This window comes from Krasilnikovia sp. M28-CT-15 (genome assembly GCF_047159595.1).
In the GTDB taxonomy this organism is placed as follows: domain Bacteria; phylum Actinomycetota; class Actinomycetes; order Mycobacteriales; family Micromonosporaceae; genus Actinoplanes.
This window is the reverse complement of record NZ_BAAGAK010000001.1, coordinates 7,401,007-7,420,423: the sequence shown is the minus strand read 5'-3', so window position 1 is coordinate 7,420,423 and position 19,417 is coordinate 7,401,007. Positions and strand designations below refer to the sequence as shown.

The window sequence follows — 19,417 nt, the reverse complement described above, 5'->3', positions numbered from 1 at the left end:
TCTGGTTCTCCTCTCAGGCCGCCGTCGGCAGGCGGGTGTTCTGTTCACGCAGGCGGTTGACGTATTCGGTGATGCAGTCGGCGGGGATGCGGCGAAGTCGGCCGATGGTGACGGACTCGATTTCGCCGCTGGTGACGAGCGCGTACATGAGCGTGCGGCCGATGCCGAGTCGGCGGGCGGCCTGCTCGATGGTCAGGACAAGGGGGGTGGCGTCGGTGGCCATTGGGATCTCCCGGGATGGGCGCGCAGGGGTCCCCATGGCGTCGCTGAAGGCCGATCGGGCGCGATCGGTCTTCCACCATGGGTATGGGAGCGGTTGGCGCGGCGAGGCGCAGAGCGGCCCGCTGAGAGCGGCGTAGAGGCAAGATCTCGGACAGGCATGGGTGGGATGCATGCGTCGATGTGTCTGCGGGGCTCTCAGCGGGCCGATTCTGAGGCGGCCGGTCGGGCTGTCCCGTTAGGGGCGGGGTAGCCGTCCCAGCCGTCCCGCCCGTCCCGTTGCAGGTCAGGCCCGGGACGGCTTTTCGAGTGGGACGGGTCAAGCCGTCCCAACGGCATCGGCGTTCGGCGGCGGGGGCATCTCGTCCAAGGTGGGCTGGGACGGCTTGAGCCGTACCACGGTCGCGAGCCGTCCCGGGGTTGAGCTGGGCGGGGACGGCTGGGACGGCTGGGACGGCTCCCCTGCCGGTTCCGGGCAGTACCGCTGCCACGCATCGAAGAAGTCGGCGAGCTGGTAGCCCTTGACCTGCCCGATTGGCGGAGCGAAGCGGATGTTGCGTGAGGTGATGTCGTACTCGCGGAGCAGCTTGCCGAGGGTCATCGCGTTCAGACCGCTCCCGCCGTAGTCGCCCCATGGCGCTTCCGGGTCGGCCTTGAGCCGGTCGAGCAACACCGTGCTTGGCAGTGCGTCGAGACTGCCGAACGCGGTACGGCAGTCGGTCAGCAGCCGGATCCGGTCGGAGCTGACGCTGGCGCCGTCGCGTTCGGCGGTCAGTGTCTCGGCCGCGTGCCGCCCGCGTTCGGGCCAGTCGCCCCCGGCGAGGTCAGCGATGGCGATGAGTGGTTCCCAGGTGTCGGCTGCCCGGTCTTCCAGCGGCATGACGGGTTCCGCCCGTTCCAGCGGGGCGAGGTGGCCGCGGATCCACTGGCTCAGGTCGTTGGCGAGCTGCCGCAGCGCCGGGCCGTCGCGGCGTTCCCGGTAGGGCGCCACCTTCTCGCCGGGTGCGCGGCGCCGCATCCGGATGACCACGGCCCGGTCCTCGATGGTGTCGGGCATCTGGCCGATCCCGGCGAGCGCGGCCATGGCGAAGGTGGCGATCTTCTCGACGCGCTTGGTGTTGCTGTCGTAGCGGATGGTGGGCCGGTTGCGTTGGTGACCGGCGTTGAGCAGGCCGCGTAGATCCTCGTTGGCTTCGGCCTGTTTCCCGCCGAAGATGGTGTCGGCCTCGTCGAGCAGGATGGTCGGCGGGTCCTCGGTACCGATCGAGCGTTACACGGCGGCCGGGGATGCGTTGACGGTGATGAGCGGGTTGTGGCAGGTGCCTTCCACGATGTCGAGCAGCCGCGACTTGCCGCACTTCTTCTCGGGTGCCCGGATGACCAGGCGCGGCGCGTGCGCCCAGGCCGGTTGCGCGTGGCTCGCGGCGACCCACAGCACAACACCGTCCACCGCCTCGGGCGAGGGCAGGACGACGTAGCGGGTGAGGGTGTTGTGAAGCCGGTCGAGGATGGCGGTTCCTTCGATGACCCGGTGTGGCCGTGTCATGCGGCGATCCTTTCTGTGGCAACTGACTCCGCGCGGAATCCGCCGGTAATGGCGGCATGGATGTCGCGGTGCGATTGCTGGGCGCGAACCCCGGCGTCGTAGAGCGCCTGGTACGCGTCGGTGGCCGTGAGCACTCCGGCCCTGACCATGCGGGCTACGCCACGCGCGGCCCCGTACAGCGTGTTGCGGCGGGTGCCTTCGGGTGCGCGGGCTACTGCGTCGAGGTGTGCTTGCAGGAGGGCGGCCGGGGATGAGATGCCCCTCCCCCGGGTTGTTGGGGTGGCGGTGGCGGCCGGGGCGGTGGGTGGCTCGATTGGCCGGCAGAGGTTGACCAGCGGCGGGGGCATCTCAATGACTGGCCGGTTGCCTGCCCATCGGTAGCGGCGGCGGGTGTCGGGGTGGATGGAGGGTGGGGCGACGACGTAGCCGCCGTCGGCTTTGATGTCGATGCCGGGGTGCCCGCGTTTGGTGAGGTCTTTGGCGAGGGTGCCGCCGGGGTGGCGGTAGTAGAGGTGCCAGCCGTCGGAGCCGGTGCGCACGCAGCGGGTGGGCGGCGTGAGGTCGGGCAGGATTCGGCCGCCGTTGCGGGGATCGATGTCGACCACGGCCAGGTCGCAGACGCGGCCGGTGCGGATGGCGAGTAGCCCGCCCGGGACGGCGTGGTGCATCGCCTCGATCCGGTCCGGGTCACGGGTGGCGGCGTAGAAACCGTGGCAGGTCAGGCAGGTGCAGGCTTCCGGGTCATGGGCCGGGTCGGTTTCGGCTTTGGGGCAGTCGGGGCAGTTCTTCACGGGTCGTTTGGTGCGGCCGAGCAGGAACACGGGGTATCCCTTCGCAGCGAGGGCGAACGCGGCGGTCAGCAGGCAGGCGGGTTGGGGCATGGTCGGCTCCTGGGTGAGCGAGACGGCGGGTGGTTCCGGGGCGCCGATGAGGGCGGCCGGGGTGTGCGCGGGGCAGCGCGGCCCGGTCAGGTAGGGGCTGATGTGGTCGGTGACGAGGCAGTAGCGGGCCTCGCCACCGATCCAGTGCCCGCACGCGGCGGGGCGGTGCATCAGTCGTCCCGGTCCGGGTTGCCGCGCGGGTGGTCGGCGTAGCGGGTGATGTGGGTGACGAGTTGTCCGTCGTGGTCGAGGCGCAGGGCATGGCAGCGGCGGGTGCACGGCTCGGTGTAGGGGCAGTTGGGTGCGTTGCCGCGCACGGCCGGGTTGGGATGGCAGGGGACCGGCTGGCCGGTAGTGGAGGTGCTCATGCGCTTCTCCGGGTGTAGTCGGCGGCTCGGGAGAGCAGGCCGCGCAGGTCGGTCAGGGCGGTGCGGAGCTGGACGCGGGCGGTGTACTCGTCGGGGTCGAGGTGGATGCGGGCGCGGAGTTCGCCGTATTCGCGGCCCTGGCTGTCGCGGACGCGGGTAAGCACGGCCCGGCCGTGGCCGGGGATGGTGACGGCGATGTCGTCGGAGCGGTGTTCGGCGTGGTTGCAGCGGTGGTCGCGGGCGCACCAGCCGGTGTGGTGGGTGGGGTCGTGCGGTTTGCGGGTCATGGGTCAGCGCTCGCGGGGGTCGTCGGTCAGGGCTTGGGTGTAGGTCGTGGCGGTGACCGGCGGGGCCGGGCGGGCGGCGGGGGCGGCGGGGGTGGTGTAGGTGGCGCGGCGGTAGGTGTTCATCACGGCGCGTCCCCACCGCATCCGCACGCCTCTGCCCTTGCAGGGGTGGCAGGCTCGGGTGCGGCGTGTCTTGTGGTGGCCGCTGCCGTTGCAGCGGAGGCAGGGCGCGTAGGGGGTGCGGGAGCACTGTTCGGCGTAGATCATCGCGCCGACGGCGATCAGGGCGAGGCCCCACCAGGGGTGTCCGAAGTAGCCTGCGAGGCTACCGATAGTGATCAGGGTGAGTCCGGGTGTGGTCCGGGCGGTGAGCCAGAGCAGGGCGGTGAGCAGGACGAACATCGTCCATAGCGGGTTGCGGGCAGGGGTGGTCACAACTGCCTCCGGGGCTGGTTTTGGGTGTGCGGTGCCTGCCGGGCGCGAGGGTGCGAGTCGGCTGGTGGTGGTGCGGTTGCGGCGCGATGGTGGGGGGTAGCGGCCCCGCGATGCATCGCGGTCCTACCCGCGATGCATCGCGGGGCCGTGCTGGGCCGAGAAGAGCCGGAACCCCGGTGCGGCGGGAACGTCAGCCACCCTGCCGGTTGTCACGCTCGGTGATTGCGGCTTGGAGGTGGTTGAGCCGGATGCCCCTGCGGGTCTTCTCGATCCCGGCGTCCACCGGGGCGTCAGCGGGGCGGATCTGGTGGACGTCGACGGTGGGGTTCTTCCAGCCCGGCGCCTCGCCCTTCAGCGCCGCGATCAGCGCGGCCTGGGACTTCCACCGGCCGGGGTGGCGGGTGTTGACCCGGGCGTAGATCACGTCGCCGTGCAGGGCGATGTCGTCGCCGATGAACACCGCCCGCACGTCATCGAGGGCGGAGTGCGCCGGAGCGGCCTCGATCTGCTCCACGATCCCGGCCGCCGCGCCGATCAGCGTGCCTGCCTTCGTGCGTCCGGCCAGCGCGGACGCGACGATCCGCTTTGTGTCGGGCAACGTGAACGTTGTCCGCACCCGGACGGGTTCGCCGCCTTCGGAGCCGATGAACCAGCACGATCCCCGGTCGTCGGCGGCGCTCCCGGCTGCGCCGCGCCGGAACGCGGTCGCGTCTACGCCGCGTTTGTAGGCGCCGGTGCCGAGGATCTGGTCGTTGCCGGGCTGGCCGTTCTGGTGGAACGCCACCCGCACGATCGGCAGGGAACTGATCCCGGACGGGATGGAGTCGACGTCGGTGCGCTGGGAGGCGATCTCGACGTGGATGCCGCAGGCCCGGCCGATCTTCATCAGGTCCATCAGCAACTTCTCGATGGCCTTGCCGTACTGCGGGTCGCCCAGGCCCTCGTGCACCTCGTCGATGATGACCAGGATCCACGCCATGTTGTGCTTCTTGGACCGGGCGAGCCGGTCGGTGAGCGCGGCGGCGTTGTTGTCCAGCAGCTCAGAGCCGACCTTCTTCAGATCGGTGAGGACCTGACGGCGGCGGATGACCTCCCGCTTCAGGCCGGTGAGGTAGTCGACCAGCATCCGGGCGGTTTCGGTGGGGTCGGCGTCCGCGCCGTAGGCGTAGCAGACCGGCTCACACTCGGCGTAGTCGCCCATGCCTTTGAAGTCGAAGATGGCCAGTTGGGCGCCGTCGATGTCGGCGGCGGCCAGGCAGGCCAGCCCGATCAGGTAGGCGGTTTTGCCGGAGCCGGGGGTGCCGGTGGTGATGCCGTTCGCGCCGGGCAGCGGCCACCGTACGGGCCGGTTCCGCGGGTCGTACCCGATCGTGCACGGCGCGCCGACGTTGACTGGCTTGCCGAGGTAGGCGAACCGCTTGGGTTTGGTCTGGCCGGGGTCGATGTCCAGCACCAGGATTTCCACATGCCCGGGGACGCCGGTCGGGGCCTGGGACAGGTGCACCATCGCGGGAGGCCGTTTGAGGGCGCCAGCGATGACGGTCGCTTTGGCCATCACCATCTGCGTGGTGACGCCGGGGATGGGGTGGGTTTCTGCGATCTTTCCGCCCGCGCTGTCGTCACGGTAGATGACGTCGACCGGGGAGTGTCCGGCCTTCACGACGTCGCGGAATTGGCCGATGCCGGTGGCGAGCAGCGCATTGGTGACGGTGTCGTTGGTGACCGGCGGGTATGGCGAGGGCTCGCGGAATTGCGGGAAGAACGGGGCGGTGCGGGCGCGGCCGTACCAGACCAGCCAGCAGCCCAGCCCGGCCCACGCGGTGAGCGTGGCGTGGCCGAGGTTGCTGCGGATCGTGTCGGCCTGGCCGAGCCAGAGCAGCAGCCCGATCAGTGCGACTAGGCAGGCCAGGGGAAGGATGGTGCGGGACCGGACGACGCGGCGGCGGTCTTTGACTTCCCGGTGCCGCTCGGCGCGGGCCTTGAGCCAGGCGTCCACGTCGGCTTTGCCGTCGACGCTGCCGGCTGTCTGGTCGGCCACGGTGAGGCCTTGCCGGTCGTCGACGAACGCGAAGAAGTCGGTGACGGCGCGGGCGATACCGCGGAACCACCAGCCGGACGCGCGCAGACTCCAGGCGCTGAGCACGATGGTGGTGTTCCACAGGTAGCGGTACTTGTAGGTCCACAGGCGGCGGGCCTTGTGCCGCCACCCCACGGCCCACGCCCACTGCTTCAACTCCGGCGGCGCGTCCGTGACCTTCGCGGCCACGATCTCGCCTTCCAGTACCTCGGGCTCCGCGTCGTCCGGCACCTGGGCCGGGACGATGGTCGGGGTGTCGCGGCGTTGCCGCGCGGCGTCCAGGTCGACGACCTCCGCGTCGCGGATGTCGTGCTCGGCGGCTCTCCAGTCGAAGTTCTCATCCGGGTTAGGGTTCTGCGGCACCATCAGGTTCTCTCCTGCGAGTTCGTAGAGGGGCTTGTGGGTGGGACCGGCGGCACGGCACATTGCTGGCAGGCGTGAGGCCGTGCCGCCGGGCGGCGTCAGTGCAGGGTGGGTGGCTGCTTCGGCCGGGTCGCCAGCACGGCGACGCCGAACGCGATCGCGGCGATGCCGTGCAGCCACTTGCTCGCTGTGGTGTCGGCGAGGAACCACAGGACGACGTTCAGCAGCATGGCGGTGTTGAACAGGTGCCAGAGGTGACGCATGGCGGGGGTCCTTTCAGGCGGCGGCGAGGGTGGGTGTTTCCGCAGGTGCGGGCGCGGATGGTGACGCCATCGGGGCGTCCGGGGTGGGCAGGTGGCGGCGGGCGGTGGACTCGGACACCCCGGCCTTGGCGGCGATCGCGGCCACGCTCGCGCCGGGCAGCTTGGCGGCAGCGCGGGCGACCTTGTCCGCCGACGCGGGCTTGCGGGTAACCCGCTTCGCCGTCGCGGCCTTGACGGGGTTCGTGGCGTCGGCGGCCGGGCCGGGTGCCGGGTTGGTTGCCGTCACGGTGGCGGCGGCCGGGACGGTTGAGGGCACCGGTTCGGTGACGGTGACCCAGCGGGCGGTGGCCAGCAGGGCGCCGGTCGCCATCACCATCAGCCCGTCGACCGCCAGGGGACCGAGGGTGGCCGTCCAGCCGTCCTCGCCGTAGAAGGCGAGCAGGCCGGACAGGTGCTTGTACGAGACGAACGCGGCGACCCCCGCGACCGGGACCAGCCCTCCGAAGCGCAGCAGCGACCAGCGGCGGCCCGTGGGCCATGCGGTGCGGGCCAGGATCTCCACGGCGACGAAGAGGGCGACCGGCCAGAAGATTGCGCCGACCACCGCGCCGCCCTGCGGCGACCAGCCGCCCGGCGCGCCGGGCGGGGGGACGTAGGAGTGGGCGACGTTCGCGGCGATCGACACGATCCCGCCCAGGATCGCGCCGACGTACGCCCAGGCGCGGCCGGACACCAGCCGGGGGCGCATCACCGGACCGCCTTGCGTCCGGCCCGGCTGATGCGGGTGGTGCCGAGGTCGGCGCGTTGCCCGGCGGCGTAGCCGTCCCGGTCGCCCGTGCCGGACAACCGGCGGGCACGTCCGGCGGTCAGGTTCGGGTAGGCGGCGGCGCGGGCCTGGTCGACCAGGGCGCTGCGGTCCGCGAGGACCAGGGCGACCGACCGGCCGGTGTGCTCGGTGGCCCTGACACGTTCGGCGTCGGACCGCGCCTGAGCTTCGGCCGCGCGTAGGCGGCGGTGGATCGCGGTCGAATATCCGGCGTACCAGGAGCGCCGGTAGGAGGCGGGGTGCTGACCCCACGGCACGTATGCGGCGACGAGGGCGTGCGCAGCCTGCACCAGCAGCGACGTGTAGAGCAGCTCGACGCGGTCGAGGTCGGCGCCGAACCCGAACAGGTGCATCGAGAGCCGCTTGCCATCGCCGGGCATGTGCCGGGTACGGCACACGGTCTTGCAGCGCAAGGCGTGGGCGATCCCGGCGAGCAGCCCGGCCTTGTCCCGGGCGTACGGGGCGTCCATCTCGACCACCCGGTCACCCACCACATCGGTGCCGGGCGTGGTATCGGCGAGTAGCGCCTGGTCGATGCCGTACTTGGCGATCAGAGCGGCGGCCTTCGCGGTGAACGCCTCCGCCTCGGCCGGGGTGCAGGCGTCGTCCTCGGCCTTGGCGAGCAGCTTGCGGACCTTGTCGAGCAGACCTGGATCGGGGGCGGCCGGGCCGGTGGTGGGGTTGGGGGTGTGCATCAGTGGCCTCCGTTTGCCAGGGCGGATGCGAACGCGCCGATGCCCGACGCGATCGTGTGGACGATGTCGGCGGCGTGGCCGGGGTTGGTGATGGCGAAGAACAGGCCGAACGCGACCAGGGCGCCGCCGAGCAGCTTGCGGGCGTTCATCAGGCCACCGCCTTCTGAGGAGCGGGCTTGGCGGCCAGCTCGGCGGCGACCCGGGTCACCCGGGCTTCCGCCCGGCGCAGACGGCGCCAGTCCAGGACGGTCGGGCCGCCACGATCGGCGGCGTACAACATGGCGATCTCGGCGTTGACGACGTCCAGCTCGGCCTCGATCAGAGGCCACTCGTCCTCGATCGCGGCCAGGTCGGCGGGGGTTGGTTCGTCGATGGTGCGATGGCGCTTCCTCACGGTGTTTCCTCCACGGTGGGAGGTCGGCGCGGCGGTGGCGCGATGCGGCTACAGCCGCGCCGACCTGCAGGATTAGGGACAGATACACGGACCTGAGCCGTGCGCGGCGACCTTTTCGGCGGTTGCTACGGGGAGGTGCGGCCCACTGAATTCAGTTGTCAACATGCAGCCCGTCACGGCGGCTCGTAGGCGTGCGTGGCGCTCAGGCGCCTCGCCTTCCCCGGCTACCCCCGGCGGTTTGACCAGGTTGAACAGATTGACTAGACAATCTGTTCGTTGGCCTGAGAGTGGCACGAGTTACGCCGAGGCGTCAAGGGGTCTGACCACATTGACTAGACATTCCCTGGTCAGGCGCGTAGAACAGATGCGTGAACACCTTCCGAGGCGCGACCCTCCCCGCGTACCAGCGGATCGCGGCCAGCCTGCGCGACCGCATCACCTCGGGCGCGCTGGCGCCTGGGGAGCAACTGCCCACCGAGCAGGAGTTGTCCGAAGAGTTCGGCGTTGCGCGGCAGACAGTCCGCAACGGCCTGGGCGCGCTTGTGGCCGAGGGCTTGGTCGTCTCGCGGCGTCCGCATGGTCATTTCGTCAGGCAGCTCGAGCACATGGTGTATCGGCCGCAGGCGGAATCGCGGCCCCAACCGGCGACGCCTGAGATGGACCGCTACTGCCAGCAGATCACTGCGGAGGGTCGGGTGCCATCGCAGACGATCGAGGTGTCGCTCATCAAGGCTCCGGCCGAGATTGCCAAGCGCCTCGAACTGGCCGAAGGCGAGCTAGTCGTGGCGCGCAGGAGAGTTCGTTACATTAATGGCGAGCCAGTGAATACGAATGACTCGCACTTTCCGCTGGACATCGTTCGAGACTCTGAGATCATGTCACCTGCCGACATTGCACAGGGAACGAATCAATACCTGGCCGATCTTGGATATCCTCAAGCCAGAGCGATTGATGAGTATTTCATCCGCATGCCTACGCCCGATGAAGCACAACGCTTGAGCTTGGGCGCTGGCACACCTGTCGCCCTGCATTACGTCACGGGATACACCCAGGACGGGCGGGCCGTGCGTTGTACGTCAAACGTCCTGCCGGGGGATCGTCACGTCATCGTCTATGAACGCGCATGGGAGTGAGGTACCCTTGACCACCTTTACAATCCGGCAGGCGGGAGCCGACGAGTTCGAGACGGTATTCGAGCTGCTTGCCGAGGGCGTGAACTGGCTCCGCAGCCGGGGACTAGACCAGTGGTCTACCTGGGAGAAGTGGCGCACGAAGATGCGGCCCTCTCTGGAACGGGGAGACGTTTGGTTCCTGTGTGATGGAAGCACCCTCATCGGCACCGTCACGGTAGAAATCGACGGCGATACAGATTTCTGGACCCCTGATGAATTGACCGAACCTGCCGGCTATGTCTCCAAGCTCTACGTTCGACGTGCCCGCGCAGGCGATGAGCTAGGCAGACTCCTGCTGGAATGGGCAGGAGATCACGCGTACCGGTTCGGGTGCAATTGGTTGCGACTCGATGCCTGGAAGAACAACCCGGGTTTGCATGCGTACTACCGCGATCGGGGCTGGACATACCTTCGAACCGTCGACGTTCCGGGCCGCCACTCTGGTGCGCTATTCCAGACTTTGGCCAGGCCGATGGGCGGGTCGATGCGTTCGCGGCTAGCGGAGGTCCCGCAGATTCCAGCTCTCAATGCACCTATGTCCATCCCAGGAGACTCGGTCGATCCTGCCGGAAATTGGCGGCCGGGCCACACCCACCACGTGCCGGAATTTACAGTGGGGTATCCGCAGATCGGCCCCCGATCGCTCTTGGTGATACCGGGGTATCGGTACCGCCTCCGCTTCGCAGAGAACCGATGGCTGGTCGACAGCGGCCAACCGGGCTCCTCCTGGCAGGAGGCTGGCCGTGTGACTGAGAGTTCGCGGCAGCTCGACGCCGACGCGAAGTACGTCCTAACGCACGACGATCGCAAGCCATGCAGCGTCCGAATCGCGACGGTAAGGCCGGGCCAATCCCTAGCCGTCTCGCCACTGTCCCCCACGTCCCCGAACACGGCTTGACCTGCAAGAGGTTGGGGTGCCCACCAGGGCCTGCACCTGGGGGTTTACGTCGGCCTGCCGATGGAACGCGTGTTCGACTATGCTGCGCCGGTGGATTCTCGCGGTCGGTGGTGGAACGGACATTGGGCGCGCATGACGCGGCGGGACATCTGGCTGAGCGTCGAGACCCGTTGGTACATCACTGCACGCCAAGGCAGCCCCGACAGCGGCCCGCGTGCTTCGGTGGGACTTTGCCTCTGAGGTCGAGGCTCGCGAGATGGTTAATCGCCTGATAACGGCCGATCCCTTGGGCGGATGGAAGGAGCAGGATGCCAGACGGGCCGCACGCCCCCCGGGGGCGACCGACCTGCCACCGAAGCCCACAACCCGGCCTCGCGGTGGAGGAACCGGAGACCTGTCCGAGTGTTCCCGGTGTCCCCAAGACGCTTGAACAGCGGAAGCGTTGGGAGACGCGGCCGACGCGGGTGCCCCGGCCGACCCCGGCCGTTTGACGTATGCCCTGGTGTCTGGGCAGCCGCGAACTCGGGCCGGGAACCATGCGCTCCGCCTCAACATGTCGATGTGACCCTCGACCAGCGCAGGTCAGCCAAAGGTGGTCCGCGGTGTCTCCGGTGCCTCCGACAACGTTTCAGCAGCAGAAATGTCGATGACGGGTTATCCACAAGGTTCCGCACTCGCGACGCTAGGCCGGTGACCGCAGTGATGCGCTTGCGTAGGGGCCTGGTTGAACCGATTCTGATGGTGTGCAGGTATCGGAGCGGGCAGTGTGGAGGGCTAACTACCATGCAGGGGTCGACCTTTATCTGAAAGGCGAAATGTGAACCCGGACTGGGCTGCAATAGCGTCCGTTGCTGGCACTCTGAGCATCTTTGTCGGCATCACGTTTGTACTCTTCGTGTCTCGTAGAGACGCGAGGCGCGGCGAGATGCTAGAGCGGGAGTTGCTCTGGATGCAGGAGCGGCTCCTCAAGGCCGTAGCCGAAGTGGCGGAAAGGCGCACCCTAAATGGTCTCGATACCGTAGCGATGGAATACCTTGCAGATTCCATTCAGCGGCTACCGAGAGACCTGTCCCTACAGATCGAGAATCTGACTGCGTCGCTCGACCGAGAGTATGCAACTCAGCATGTAACAATTATCAATAGCAGCGAGCCCGGCGCCCAGTCGGCGAATAGTCAAAATGAGATTGTGCGCGAGATTGCGCACTCCCTAAACACTCCACTGCTGGCTATTGAATCAACGGCGTTGACCATGCGAGCCACACTTGAAGAATCGCACAGTTCCGAGATGTTGCTCGAAGCGGTCAACGTTTGCAAGTCTTTCATCGCGGCGTATGAGGGGCTAACTGCGGTCTTCGGTAGCGACGAGGCGTGGTCTCCCGATAGCCTAAGGGCATCAATAGATGGCGCAGCGCGGCTATATTCGCGGCGCCTAGATAAGGATGTCGTTGTCGAAAGTTCACTTCCTGATTCAATCGAAGGCTACTCGAACAGCGTGCTGGCGGCGATCATATTGCCTCTACTTGAAAATGCTGTCGAGGCGTCACCACCTCATGGGAAAGTGGTTATCGAGTGGGATGACCTCCGAGTCGTCCGGATCGTCGTCAAAAACCAATTGACGGGACCACTGCCCGAACTGAAGATATACAGCCCAGGAGAGACAACCAAGGATGGTCATCAGGGCCTCGGTCTGGCGACGGTTTCACGGCTCGTCAGTTCATACCGCGATGGCCAAGTTGGCCACGATGTCGACGGTGATTGGATTGCGTTCACCGTTTCCCTTCCGAAGAGGCAGTAATGAATGAAGAAGTGCTCGTCGTAGACGATCACGCCAAGACGGCCGAGTCTGTTGCGAACTACGTACAGACCGTCACCGGTCTTGCCGTTGTTGCAACCAGCAATCCGACGGATGCTCTAGCGATCATGAAGACTAGGGCAATCAAGGTTGCAGTTCTGGATCAGAGGATGCCGGAGAAGGCAGGAACTGTCCTGTCTCAAGAACTGCGTGCCGTCGATGGTGGCGTTCGGCTCATCATGTTCTCGGGAAAAGCATCGGCCGACGATGTCCGGGAGGCGGCTTTCAACATCAAGTTCAATGAGGTTCTGAAGAAGGGGGATGTCGACAGGCTCGCGGAGGTGGTATTCCAGCAGTATTTGGAGTACAGGCTAGAATGTCAACAGCGCCTCGTTGGTCCTGTGACTGAGCTGTACCGTTCCCCGAAACGATATGGGTTCTTCGGCCCACAGGTCATTTTTTCTCTGATCGGCTTGCGAGTGCTCCAGGAAAGCTTCGTTGACGAAGGCGGATGGCAGACGGTGTTGCACTTGACCCGTGGCCAGGAGGACAAGCGAGGCGCCACTTGGAGTAGCAAATATGCGGTGACCATCGAGGAGCAGAGTCAAACGGCGATCAAAATGAGCACGCGCGGGCGTATCAATGTCTCTGTGGGTCACATCCAGACCGCACTCGAACAAGCGATAGCCGAAACACACAAGAGCGCTGTAGTAGTGGATCAAACGGGTTCCCTGACCCGGGAGGTAACCTATAAGATCTCGGATCAGGAATCGAATGTTCGATCGCGGCACCTTCAGCGCGCTCCAGTGTATCGAGTGTGGGCGGCGCTCATCCGGATCGAGTGCGACCGCTGCGGAAACCCCCGCGAGGAACGGATCCTTATCCATGAGCGGCTACCTGCTTTCGCCACTCGGCAGGTTGACTATTGTGATGACGGCACTCAGAAGACTCACTCTACTGGGATCGTCGAAGACGCATTCGACTAGAGTGAGTGGTTGTGTCCCCTGGGGTTGGGAAACTTCGGGAGCTTCGGCATAGGCTCGACCTCCCCTTGTAACGCTCCGGGAACTTCCGAAGGGCTGGCGCTCTTCGCTCAAAAGCGCTGGTGCGTTACCACCGATGTGAACAGACTCTGCGGCGGACGGCGCCACTTGCATTGGGTAAGACGGGGCGGAAACTGCTCATCACCCGGAGGGCGCCGCAGTCGATGTCGTTCGGTGGCTCTTGCGGGTCCTTCGGCGGCAAATGCCCGGCAACGGCACGCGGACGGAAGGGGTTTGTGCTGCTCACAACGTGCCTGCTTGGCGGTCTGTAAATCCGCTGACGATACAGGAAGGAGTTCAGCCAGGCCGTCCACGAAGGAGTGTTTCTCCGCAGGGTGGGCTGCAGTCGACCCATCTGCGCAACCCAGCCATGGCAAACTGCTGGAGAAGCCCCCTAGGGCTCGCAGCTTGGTCGTCCTTGGTTCGGTTGCGTGCAGCGGCGTCCGGTGCTGGCACTCGACGCAGTCGGCACCGTGCGTGCCCGTTAGGTCCTGCCGAAATCGATGCCACAGACCTCGCACACGATGGCGAGGCCAGTGATGTTCGCGAGCGTCACGGAGCGACCATAGGGCGCGGGTACGACACACGGACGTGGTCTCAGTTCTGGTCTCGTTCGCCATCGTCCGCGGGCGTTCGTCAGGGATCGCGGATCTCCAGCGCTCCTGTTCACAGACGGTGCCGGACCAGTACGGACGATGCCTCGCAGACCTCGAAAGCGTGTGAGGGTTTACGCCCTCCAAGGGTTCAAATCCCTTCACCACCGCCAGCTTGCAGGGTGAACGCCCGGCGACTTCCCGTGAGGCGCCGGGCGTTTCCGCGTCTGGTCTCATTTCGGTCTCTGGTGACGCGCCCGACCAGCCTCGGCGGTCCACTGGCCGAGCCACCTCGCTGCGAGAACGCCTGACGCCCGTGTTACTTCCTGGGGTGAATTAAGGGCGTTGACATCGATGGGTGCCGCTGGAAACGTGCGTCGGGAGTGACTGGCCGGTGCGGGGTCGCCCCGCAGCAGACTGGAGGAACTCGATGCGCGTCGGCGTCCTGTCCAGGCACCTCGCCGCCGCCACGGCGGCCCTGACGGTTGCGGCAATGCTCGGCAATCCGGCCCAGGCGGCGGCCACCGCCCCCGGCAACTCCGTGGTGATCTCCGGGCAGGCACGTTTCGAGGTGCTCTCCCCGACGCTGATCCGCACCGAGTACGCCGGCGACTCCCGATTCGTGGACGCCGCCACCTTCAACGTGGTGGGCCGCCGGACCACCAGGCGGCCACACATCAGCAGCCGGACGACCGACGACTGGCTGACCATCGACACCGGTGCCGTCACGCTGCGGTACAAGGTCGGCTCCGGCCCGTTCGGCGCGGACAACCTGACCGTGCGGCTCACGACCGGACGGCAGGCCGTGCAGGCCGCGCCGTGGGCGGATCACGCCCCGCCGACCTGCGCCCCGCGGGCCCTGTGCGAGGCGGAATCCGGCAAGCTCCAGGGTGTCGGCGTCGCCCGCGATCACGGCGGCTACACCGGTCAAGGCTTCGCTGCGGGATTCGAGGCGACCGGCGACGCCATGACCGTCGCGATGACCGTTCCCGAATTCGGGACGTACCTGTACACCGCCCGGTACGCGAACTTCGTCGGCGGTGACGGGCAGAACACCACCCGGAACCTCACGGTCGCCGTCGATGGGACCGCTGGGTCGCGGATCACGCTGCCCAGCACCGGGTCCTGGGACACGTGGGCGCTCGCCGCGGCGCCGGTCACCCTCGCCGCCGGACGGCACGAGATCACGCTACGGCGCGATCCCGCCGACTCCGGCCACGTCAACGTCGACAGCATCGCACTCCTGCGGGCCGGCGAGGCGTACCCGCAACCCGTCCCGCCGGGGGCCGTGCCGTGTGCATTCGGCGCGCTGTGTGAGGCGGACACCGGGGTGCTGGCGGGTGGCGCGAAACCGGCCGCCGACCACAACGGCCACTCCGGCGACGGCTTCCTCGCCGGGCTGGAGCGGGCCGGGGCATCGGACACGCTCACGGTGACGGGGGTTCCCTCGGCCGGCAGCTACCGGCTGCAACTGCGCTACGCGAACGGCCGCGCCGGTCGGCAGCCGCTGCGGGCGCGCGACGTGACGGTCCAGGTCGGCGGCGATGCGCCCGTGACTGCCACGCTGGCGCCGACCAGCGGCTGGGACTACTGGCGGACCGTGGCGGTGCCCGTGACGCTGGCCGCCGGAACCAACACGGTGCGGCTGGGCTGTCCCACCGACGACAGCTGCAACGTCAACATCGACACGGTGGCCGTCGCCGCTCCCGATGTCCCGCTGCTCGCCCCGCACGCGCCGCTGGGCGGGTACCGCCGTTCGCTCGACGGCGTCGACGGCTCCGCCGCCACGGCACCCGGAATCCTCTACGCCGACGGCTGGTCGCTGCTCGACGACACCGCGTCGGCGCTGTTCGACCCGGGCACGCAGGCCGTCACCCAGCGCGCCGCCCACCCCGGCGGCTATCAGGACGGGTACGTCTTCGCGTACGGCCAGGACTACGGCCGGGCGCTGCGCGAACTGGGCACCCTCACCGGCCCGACCGCGTTGCTGCCCCGCTGGGCGTACGGCGTGTGGTACTCGGAGTACTACGACCGCAGCGCGGCTGATTTCCAGCAGACGATCGTGCCCCGGTTCCGTGCCGAGGGCGTACCCCTCGATGTGCTCGTCGTCGACACCGACTTCAAGGCCGGTGACCGGTGGAACGGCTGGGACATCGACCCGGCCAGGTTTCCCGACCCGGCGGGCTTCTTCGACTGGGCGCACGCCGAGGGCCTGCACACGACGCTGAACATCCACCCCAGCATCCGCGGCATCGACCCGAGGTTCGCCACCGCACAGGCCGCGGCCAAGGGAAAGCTGGTACGCGCCGGATGCAACAGCGGCCCGGACTGCTATGTGTTCGACTGGGGCGACCCGGACCAGGTCGCTGCCTACCTCGGCCTGCACCGGTCCATGGCACCGGCGGGCGTCGACTTCTGGTGGCTCGACTGGTGCTGCGACGGCAGCCGCTCCTCGCTGCCGGGCGTCACCCCCGATGCCTGGATCAACCTGAAGTACGCCACCGAGAACGGCTTCGCATTCTCTCGCGCCTACGGATCGCTGCAGTCGGGTGGCTACAGCAGCCCGACCGCCGTGCCGACCGGCCCGTGGGCCGACAAACGCACCACCCTGCACTTCACCGGCGACACGATCTCCGACTGGGAGACGTTGCAGTTCGAGGTCGGCTACACGCCGGGCGAGTCCGCCGCGACCGGGCTGGCGGCCGTGAGTCACGACATCGGCGGTCACACCGGCGGGCTGCAGCAGTCCGGCACCGAGCCGGGCAGTACGAAGCTGCCCGACGACCTGTACGCACGCTGGGTCCAGCTGGGAACCTTCCAGCCCGTCGACCGGCTCCACTCCAACCACAGCGACCGCCTGCCCTGGCAGTACGGCCCCGCCGCGGAGGCGTCCGCCGTGAAGTTCCTGCGGTTGCGCGAGCAACTGATGCCGTACACCTACAGCGCCGCCGCCGAAGCCAACCGGACGGGCCTGCCGATGACCCGCCCGATGTACCTCGCCTACCCCGACCAGCAGGAGGCGTACGCGACCGCGGGCGCGCAGTACCTGTACGGTGCGGACCTTCTGGTGGCGCCCGCGACCGAGCCGGGTGCGAGCACCACCACGTCGGTGTGGTTCCCGCCGGGCAGCACCTGGACCGACTACTTCACCGGCGAGACGTATCCGGGCGGCACGACCCGGCAGGTCACCACCTCGCTGGACACGATGCCGGTGTTCCTGCGCTCCGGTGGCATCGTGACGACCCGCGTCGACGACGTGCCCGGCGACGACATGAACCCACTGGGCGCGGCGACCGTCACGGTGGCCGCGGGCGGGAACGGGCGAACCATCCTGTACGAGGACGACGGGACCGATCACACCCGCCAGGCCACGACGTTGCTGTCCTACCGGGAGTCGCGTGCCCTGCACACCGTCCGGATCGAGCCGGTCCGGGGTCACTACACCGGTCAGCCGAGCATGCGGGAGTGGACGGTCGTGTTCGCCGGCGTCCACGCCCCGCGCGCCGTCCGGGTCGACGGTCGTGTGGTGTTCCGGTCGGCCTGGTCGTACGCCGCCGACACGAAGTCGCTCACGGTGCGGATGGGCGCCCACGCAATACGACAGCCGCTGACGGTCACCTACGAGTAGGCGGCACTACGTGCGCCCGACCACCTGCCGGGCGTCTCCGGGGCGAGGTGTGCTTTTTGGGCGTGCTTTTGGGTGGCCCACGAGATTCGTCTTTGATCACTCTCTGTGCGAAAATTTGCCGGCCGTCCCGAGGGTCCCCGGGCGGCCAGGGTTCTCCTCTCGAAGCCGGTCGGGCATGATCAAATTGCTGATCAGGCGCCCTGCGCGTGACGGCCCCGTTGCGTCGCAACGGAGTCGATCTCCATCACCTGCGGCGATTACGCAGAGTGTTGATGAGTGAACCGCCCTGAGACGCGGCTCACGCGCAAGTCACACCGGCCAAAACCACCGGATCGGACAACCCACCTTCGACCGGGCAGCGAGGAAGTTTCATGAGTTCGCCTGGTCACACACGTCGATGTCTCCCCTAGGGTTGACCAGGTGAGAGTTGAGCAGCACTGGTGGAATGGCGACAACCGGCTCGCGCGCCGGGATGTCTACGTCCGCACCGACGGCGAGACCTGGGAGGTCGAGGCCCAGATGGGCGGCCCCTCCGGCAAGTCAAAGGTGCAGCAGTGTCCGGGACGGGCATCCGCCCTGATCCTGGCCGACGCGTGGCGTGGTCCGCGCTGGAGGTGGCGCCAGCTGTAAGGCGCCGGGAACCCGGCTGCGCCGCATGCTCCACCCTCCTGGCACAGCCGAACGTCATCGGGCCGGACCCCACCCGGGGTCCGGCCCGATCGCATTCCGGGTGTTAGGTGTCGGGATGCGCCCTGCACCGGGAGAGGTCCTGCACTTCTCCGAGCACCCGTCGATCACCAGCTTCGTGCCGCACGTCGCGGCCACCGCTCAGCAGCCGGATCCGTACGTCTGGGCGGTCGACGCCGAGCAGGCTCCGTCGTACTGGTTCCCGCGCGACTGCCCGCGCGTCCTGGCGTGGCCACACCCCGGAAGCACCGCCGCGGACCGCGAGCGCATCCTCGGCCCCGGCGGTGGCGACCGCGTCCACGCCATCGAGTACGGCTGGCTGGCCCGCCTGCAACAGATCCGGCTGTACGCCTACCGCCTGCCCGCGGCGCCGTTCCGTCCCATCGGGCAGCCGCGCCCGCACGCGATGGTGGCGCAGGAGCCGGTGGTGCCGCTCGGCCCCGCCGAGCCGGTCGACGACCTCGTGGCCCTGCACGCCGGCGCCGGCATTCAGCTGCGCCTGCTCCCCAACCTGTGGGGATTCATGGATGCGGTGGCCGCCAGCACGCTGGACTTCAGCGGCATCCGGCTGCGCAATGCCACACCTCGGCCCGGGACAGGACGGACCGGCTGTGCGCCGATGCAATCGTGATTTCGCCTAGCCTTCGAGTTCAGAGAACCGGGACGAAAGTGACTTTCATGCAGGCCACAGTGACCGATCATCGTTCTGACGTCGCCGTGCTGCGCCTGACCGGCGAGCTCGACGCCGACACCGCCCCAACCCTGCGCGCCAAGCTCACCGAGCTGCTCGAGCGGCCGGTTCCCCGCATCGTCGTCGACCTCACCGACCTCAAGTTCTGCGACTCCATCGGCCTGAGCGCGTTCATCATCAGCAAAGAAGTGATCACCGCGCGGGGCGGCTGGATGAGCTTCGCCGGGGCGAACCCGTTCCTGGTCAGGCTCATGGAGACCGTGGGACTGAGCCGGTACTTCGCGATCTTCCCCGAGGTCGAGGACGCCATCGCGGCGGGCCAGCTCTAGCGCGGTCCAATCGGTGCGCGCCACTCGTCACGCGCCTCGAGCCACGCTGCGTGCAGGCGGGTAGTGGGCGCGATCAGTTCGGGCATCCGGCGATGATAGCGCTCGATGCGCCCTTCACGGCCGCGAATTGAAGCGCCACGAATCCCCGCTGGAGTGCTGTATTCGCCACCCGCCGGTCTGTTCGATTCTTACAGCCGAACGGCTCGAATGCGGCCTGGTCTGGATGCCGC

General features: G+C 67.9%; 21 protein-coding genes. 8 read left to right on the top strand and 13 right to left on the bottom strand.

What is annotated here, in order from left to right:
• Positions 1–13: 13 nt before the first annotated feature.
• The 13 genes from ACMCNO_RS33985 to ACMCNO_RS33925 form a co-directional block, all read right to left on the bottom strand.
• Positions 14–223: a helix-turn-helix domain-containing protein gene (locus ACMCNO_RS33985; protein ID WP_412753487.1), complete on the bottom strand. Its 210-nt coding sequence runs from the start codon at positions 221–223 to the stop codon at positions 14–16.
• Between the two features lie 315 nt (positions 224–538).
• Positions 539–1,303 (bottom strand): DUF3631 domain-containing protein, encoded by a 765-nt coding sequence (locus ACMCNO_RS33980; protein ID WP_412753486.1) that lies wholly within the window; start codon positions 1,301–1,303, stop codon positions 539–541.
• Positions 1,304–1,489: 186 nt separating this feature from the next.
• Positions 1,490–1,765, bottom strand: a complete 276-nt coding sequence (locus tag ACMCNO_RS33975; protein ID WP_412753485.1) for a hypothetical protein — start codon at positions 1,763–1,765, stop codon at positions 1,490–1,492.
• Positions 1,762–2,646, bottom strand: coding sequence for a bifunctional DNA primase/polymerase (locus ACMCNO_RS33970; RefSeq protein WP_412753915.1), 885 nt, complete (start codon positions 2,644–2,646; stop codon positions 1,762–1,764). The genes ACMCNO_RS33975 and ACMCNO_RS33970 overlap by 4 nt, the downstream gene beginning before the upstream one ends.
• 170 nt (positions 2,647–2,816) lie before the next feature.
• Positions 2,817–3,014: a hypothetical protein gene (locus ACMCNO_RS33965; protein ID WP_412753484.1), complete on the bottom strand. Its 198-nt coding sequence runs from the start codon at positions 3,012–3,014 to the stop codon at positions 2,817–2,819.
• Entirely contained in the window at positions 3,011–3,301 is a 291-nt protein-coding gene (locus ACMCNO_RS33960) for a hypothetical protein (protein WP_412753483.1), read from the bottom strand. The genes ACMCNO_RS33965 and ACMCNO_RS33960 overlap by 4 nt, the downstream gene beginning before the upstream one ends.
• Before the next feature lie 3 nt (positions 3,302–3,304).
• Positions 3,305–3,736 (bottom strand): hypothetical protein, encoded by a 432-nt coding sequence (locus ACMCNO_RS33955; RefSeq protein ID WP_412753482.1) that lies wholly within the window; start codon positions 3,734–3,736, stop codon positions 3,305–3,307.
• 190 nt (positions 3,737–3,926) lie between these two features.
• On the bottom strand, positions 3,927–6,179 hold the full coding sequence (locus tag ACMCNO_RS33950) for an FtsK/SpoIIIE domain-containing protein (protein ID WP_412753481.1): 2,253 nt from the start codon (positions 6,177–6,179) through the stop codon (positions 3,927–3,929).
• Between the two features lie 95 nt (positions 6,180–6,274).
• Positions 6,275–6,439 (bottom strand): hypothetical protein, encoded by a 165-nt coding sequence (locus ACMCNO_RS33945; RefSeq protein WP_412753480.1) that lies wholly within the window; start codon positions 6,437–6,439, stop codon positions 6,275–6,277.
• Positions 6,440–6,452: 13 nt separating this feature from the next.
• Complete coding sequence (locus tag ACMCNO_RS33940) at positions 6,453–7,187, bottom strand: DUF2637 domain-containing protein (RefSeq protein ID WP_412753914.1); 735 nt, start codon at positions 7,185–7,187, stop codon at positions 6,453–6,455.
• Entirely contained in the window at positions 7,187–7,960 is a 774-nt protein-coding gene (locus ACMCNO_RS33935; RefSeq protein WP_412753479.1) for a DUF2786 domain-containing protein, read from the bottom strand. The genes ACMCNO_RS33940 and ACMCNO_RS33935 overlap by 1 nt, the downstream gene beginning before the upstream one ends.
• Positions 7,960–8,109 carry a hypothetical protein gene (locus tag ACMCNO_RS33930; RefSeq protein ID WP_412753478.1) on the bottom strand — a complete coding sequence of 50 codons (150 nt, stop codon included), beginning with the start codon at positions 8,107–8,109 and terminating at the stop codon, positions 7,960–7,962. The genes ACMCNO_RS33935 and ACMCNO_RS33930 overlap by 1 nt, the downstream gene beginning before the upstream one ends.
• Positions 8,109–8,354, bottom strand: a complete 246-nt coding sequence (locus ACMCNO_RS33925; protein ID WP_412753477.1) for a DUF6284 family protein — start codon at positions 8,352–8,354, stop codon at positions 8,109–8,111. Before ACMCNO_RS33925 ends, ACMCNO_RS33930 begins: the two co-directional genes overlap by 1 nt.
• A gap of 368 nt (positions 8,355–8,722) precedes the next feature.
• On the opposite strand from ACMCNO_RS33925, the gene ACMCNO_RS33920 reads away from it, so the two are divergent.
• The 8 genes from ACMCNO_RS33920 to ACMCNO_RS33885 all read left to right on the top strand — a co-directional run bounded on the left by ACMCNO_RS33920 (position 8,723) and on the right by ACMCNO_RS33885 (position 19,187).
• Complete coding sequence (locus ACMCNO_RS33920; RefSeq protein ID WP_412753476.1) at positions 8,723–9,487, top strand: GntR family transcriptional regulator; 765 nt, start codon at positions 8,723–8,725, stop codon at positions 9,485–9,487.
• Complete coding sequence (locus tag ACMCNO_RS33915) at positions 9,468–10,424, top strand: GNAT family N-acetyltransferase (RefSeq protein WP_412753475.1); 957 nt, start codon at positions 9,468–9,470, stop codon at positions 10,422–10,424. The genes ACMCNO_RS33920 and ACMCNO_RS33915 overlap by 20 nt, the downstream gene beginning before the upstream one ends.
• 817 nt (positions 10,425–11,241) lie before the next feature.
• Complete coding sequence (locus ACMCNO_RS33910; protein ID WP_412753474.1) at positions 11,242–12,219, top strand: sensor histidine kinase; 978 nt, start codon at positions 11,242–11,244, stop codon at positions 12,217–12,219.
• Positions 12,219–13,202 (top strand): response regulator, encoded by a 984-nt coding sequence (locus tag ACMCNO_RS33905; RefSeq protein WP_412753473.1) that lies wholly within the window; start codon positions 12,219–12,221, stop codon positions 13,200–13,202. The genes ACMCNO_RS33910 and ACMCNO_RS33905 overlap by 1 nt, the downstream gene beginning before the upstream one ends.
• Before the next feature lie 1,080 nt (positions 13,203–14,282).
• On the top strand, positions 14,283–17,480 hold the full coding sequence (locus tag ACMCNO_RS33900; protein ID WP_412753472.1) for a TIM-barrel domain-containing protein: 3,198 nt from the start codon (positions 14,283–14,285) through the stop codon (positions 17,478–17,480).
• A gap of 420 nt (positions 17,481–17,900) precedes the next feature.
• Positions 17,901–18,110: a hypothetical protein gene (locus tag ACMCNO_RS33895; protein WP_412753471.1), complete on the top strand. Its 210-nt coding sequence runs from the start codon at positions 17,901–17,903 to the stop codon at positions 18,108–18,110.
• Between the two features lie 115 nt (positions 18,111–18,225).
• A complete protein-coding gene (locus ACMCNO_RS33890) occupies positions 18,226–18,798 on the top strand; it encodes a DUF6886 family protein (RefSeq protein WP_412753470.1) in 573 nt (190 codons plus the stop codon).
• A gap of 47 nt (positions 18,799–18,845) precedes the next feature.
• Positions 18,846–19,187, top strand: a complete 342-nt coding sequence (locus tag ACMCNO_RS33885; protein WP_412753469.1) for an STAS domain-containing protein — start codon at positions 18,846–18,848, stop codon at positions 19,185–19,187.
• The last annotated feature ends 230 nt before the right edge of the window (positions 19,188–19,417 follow it).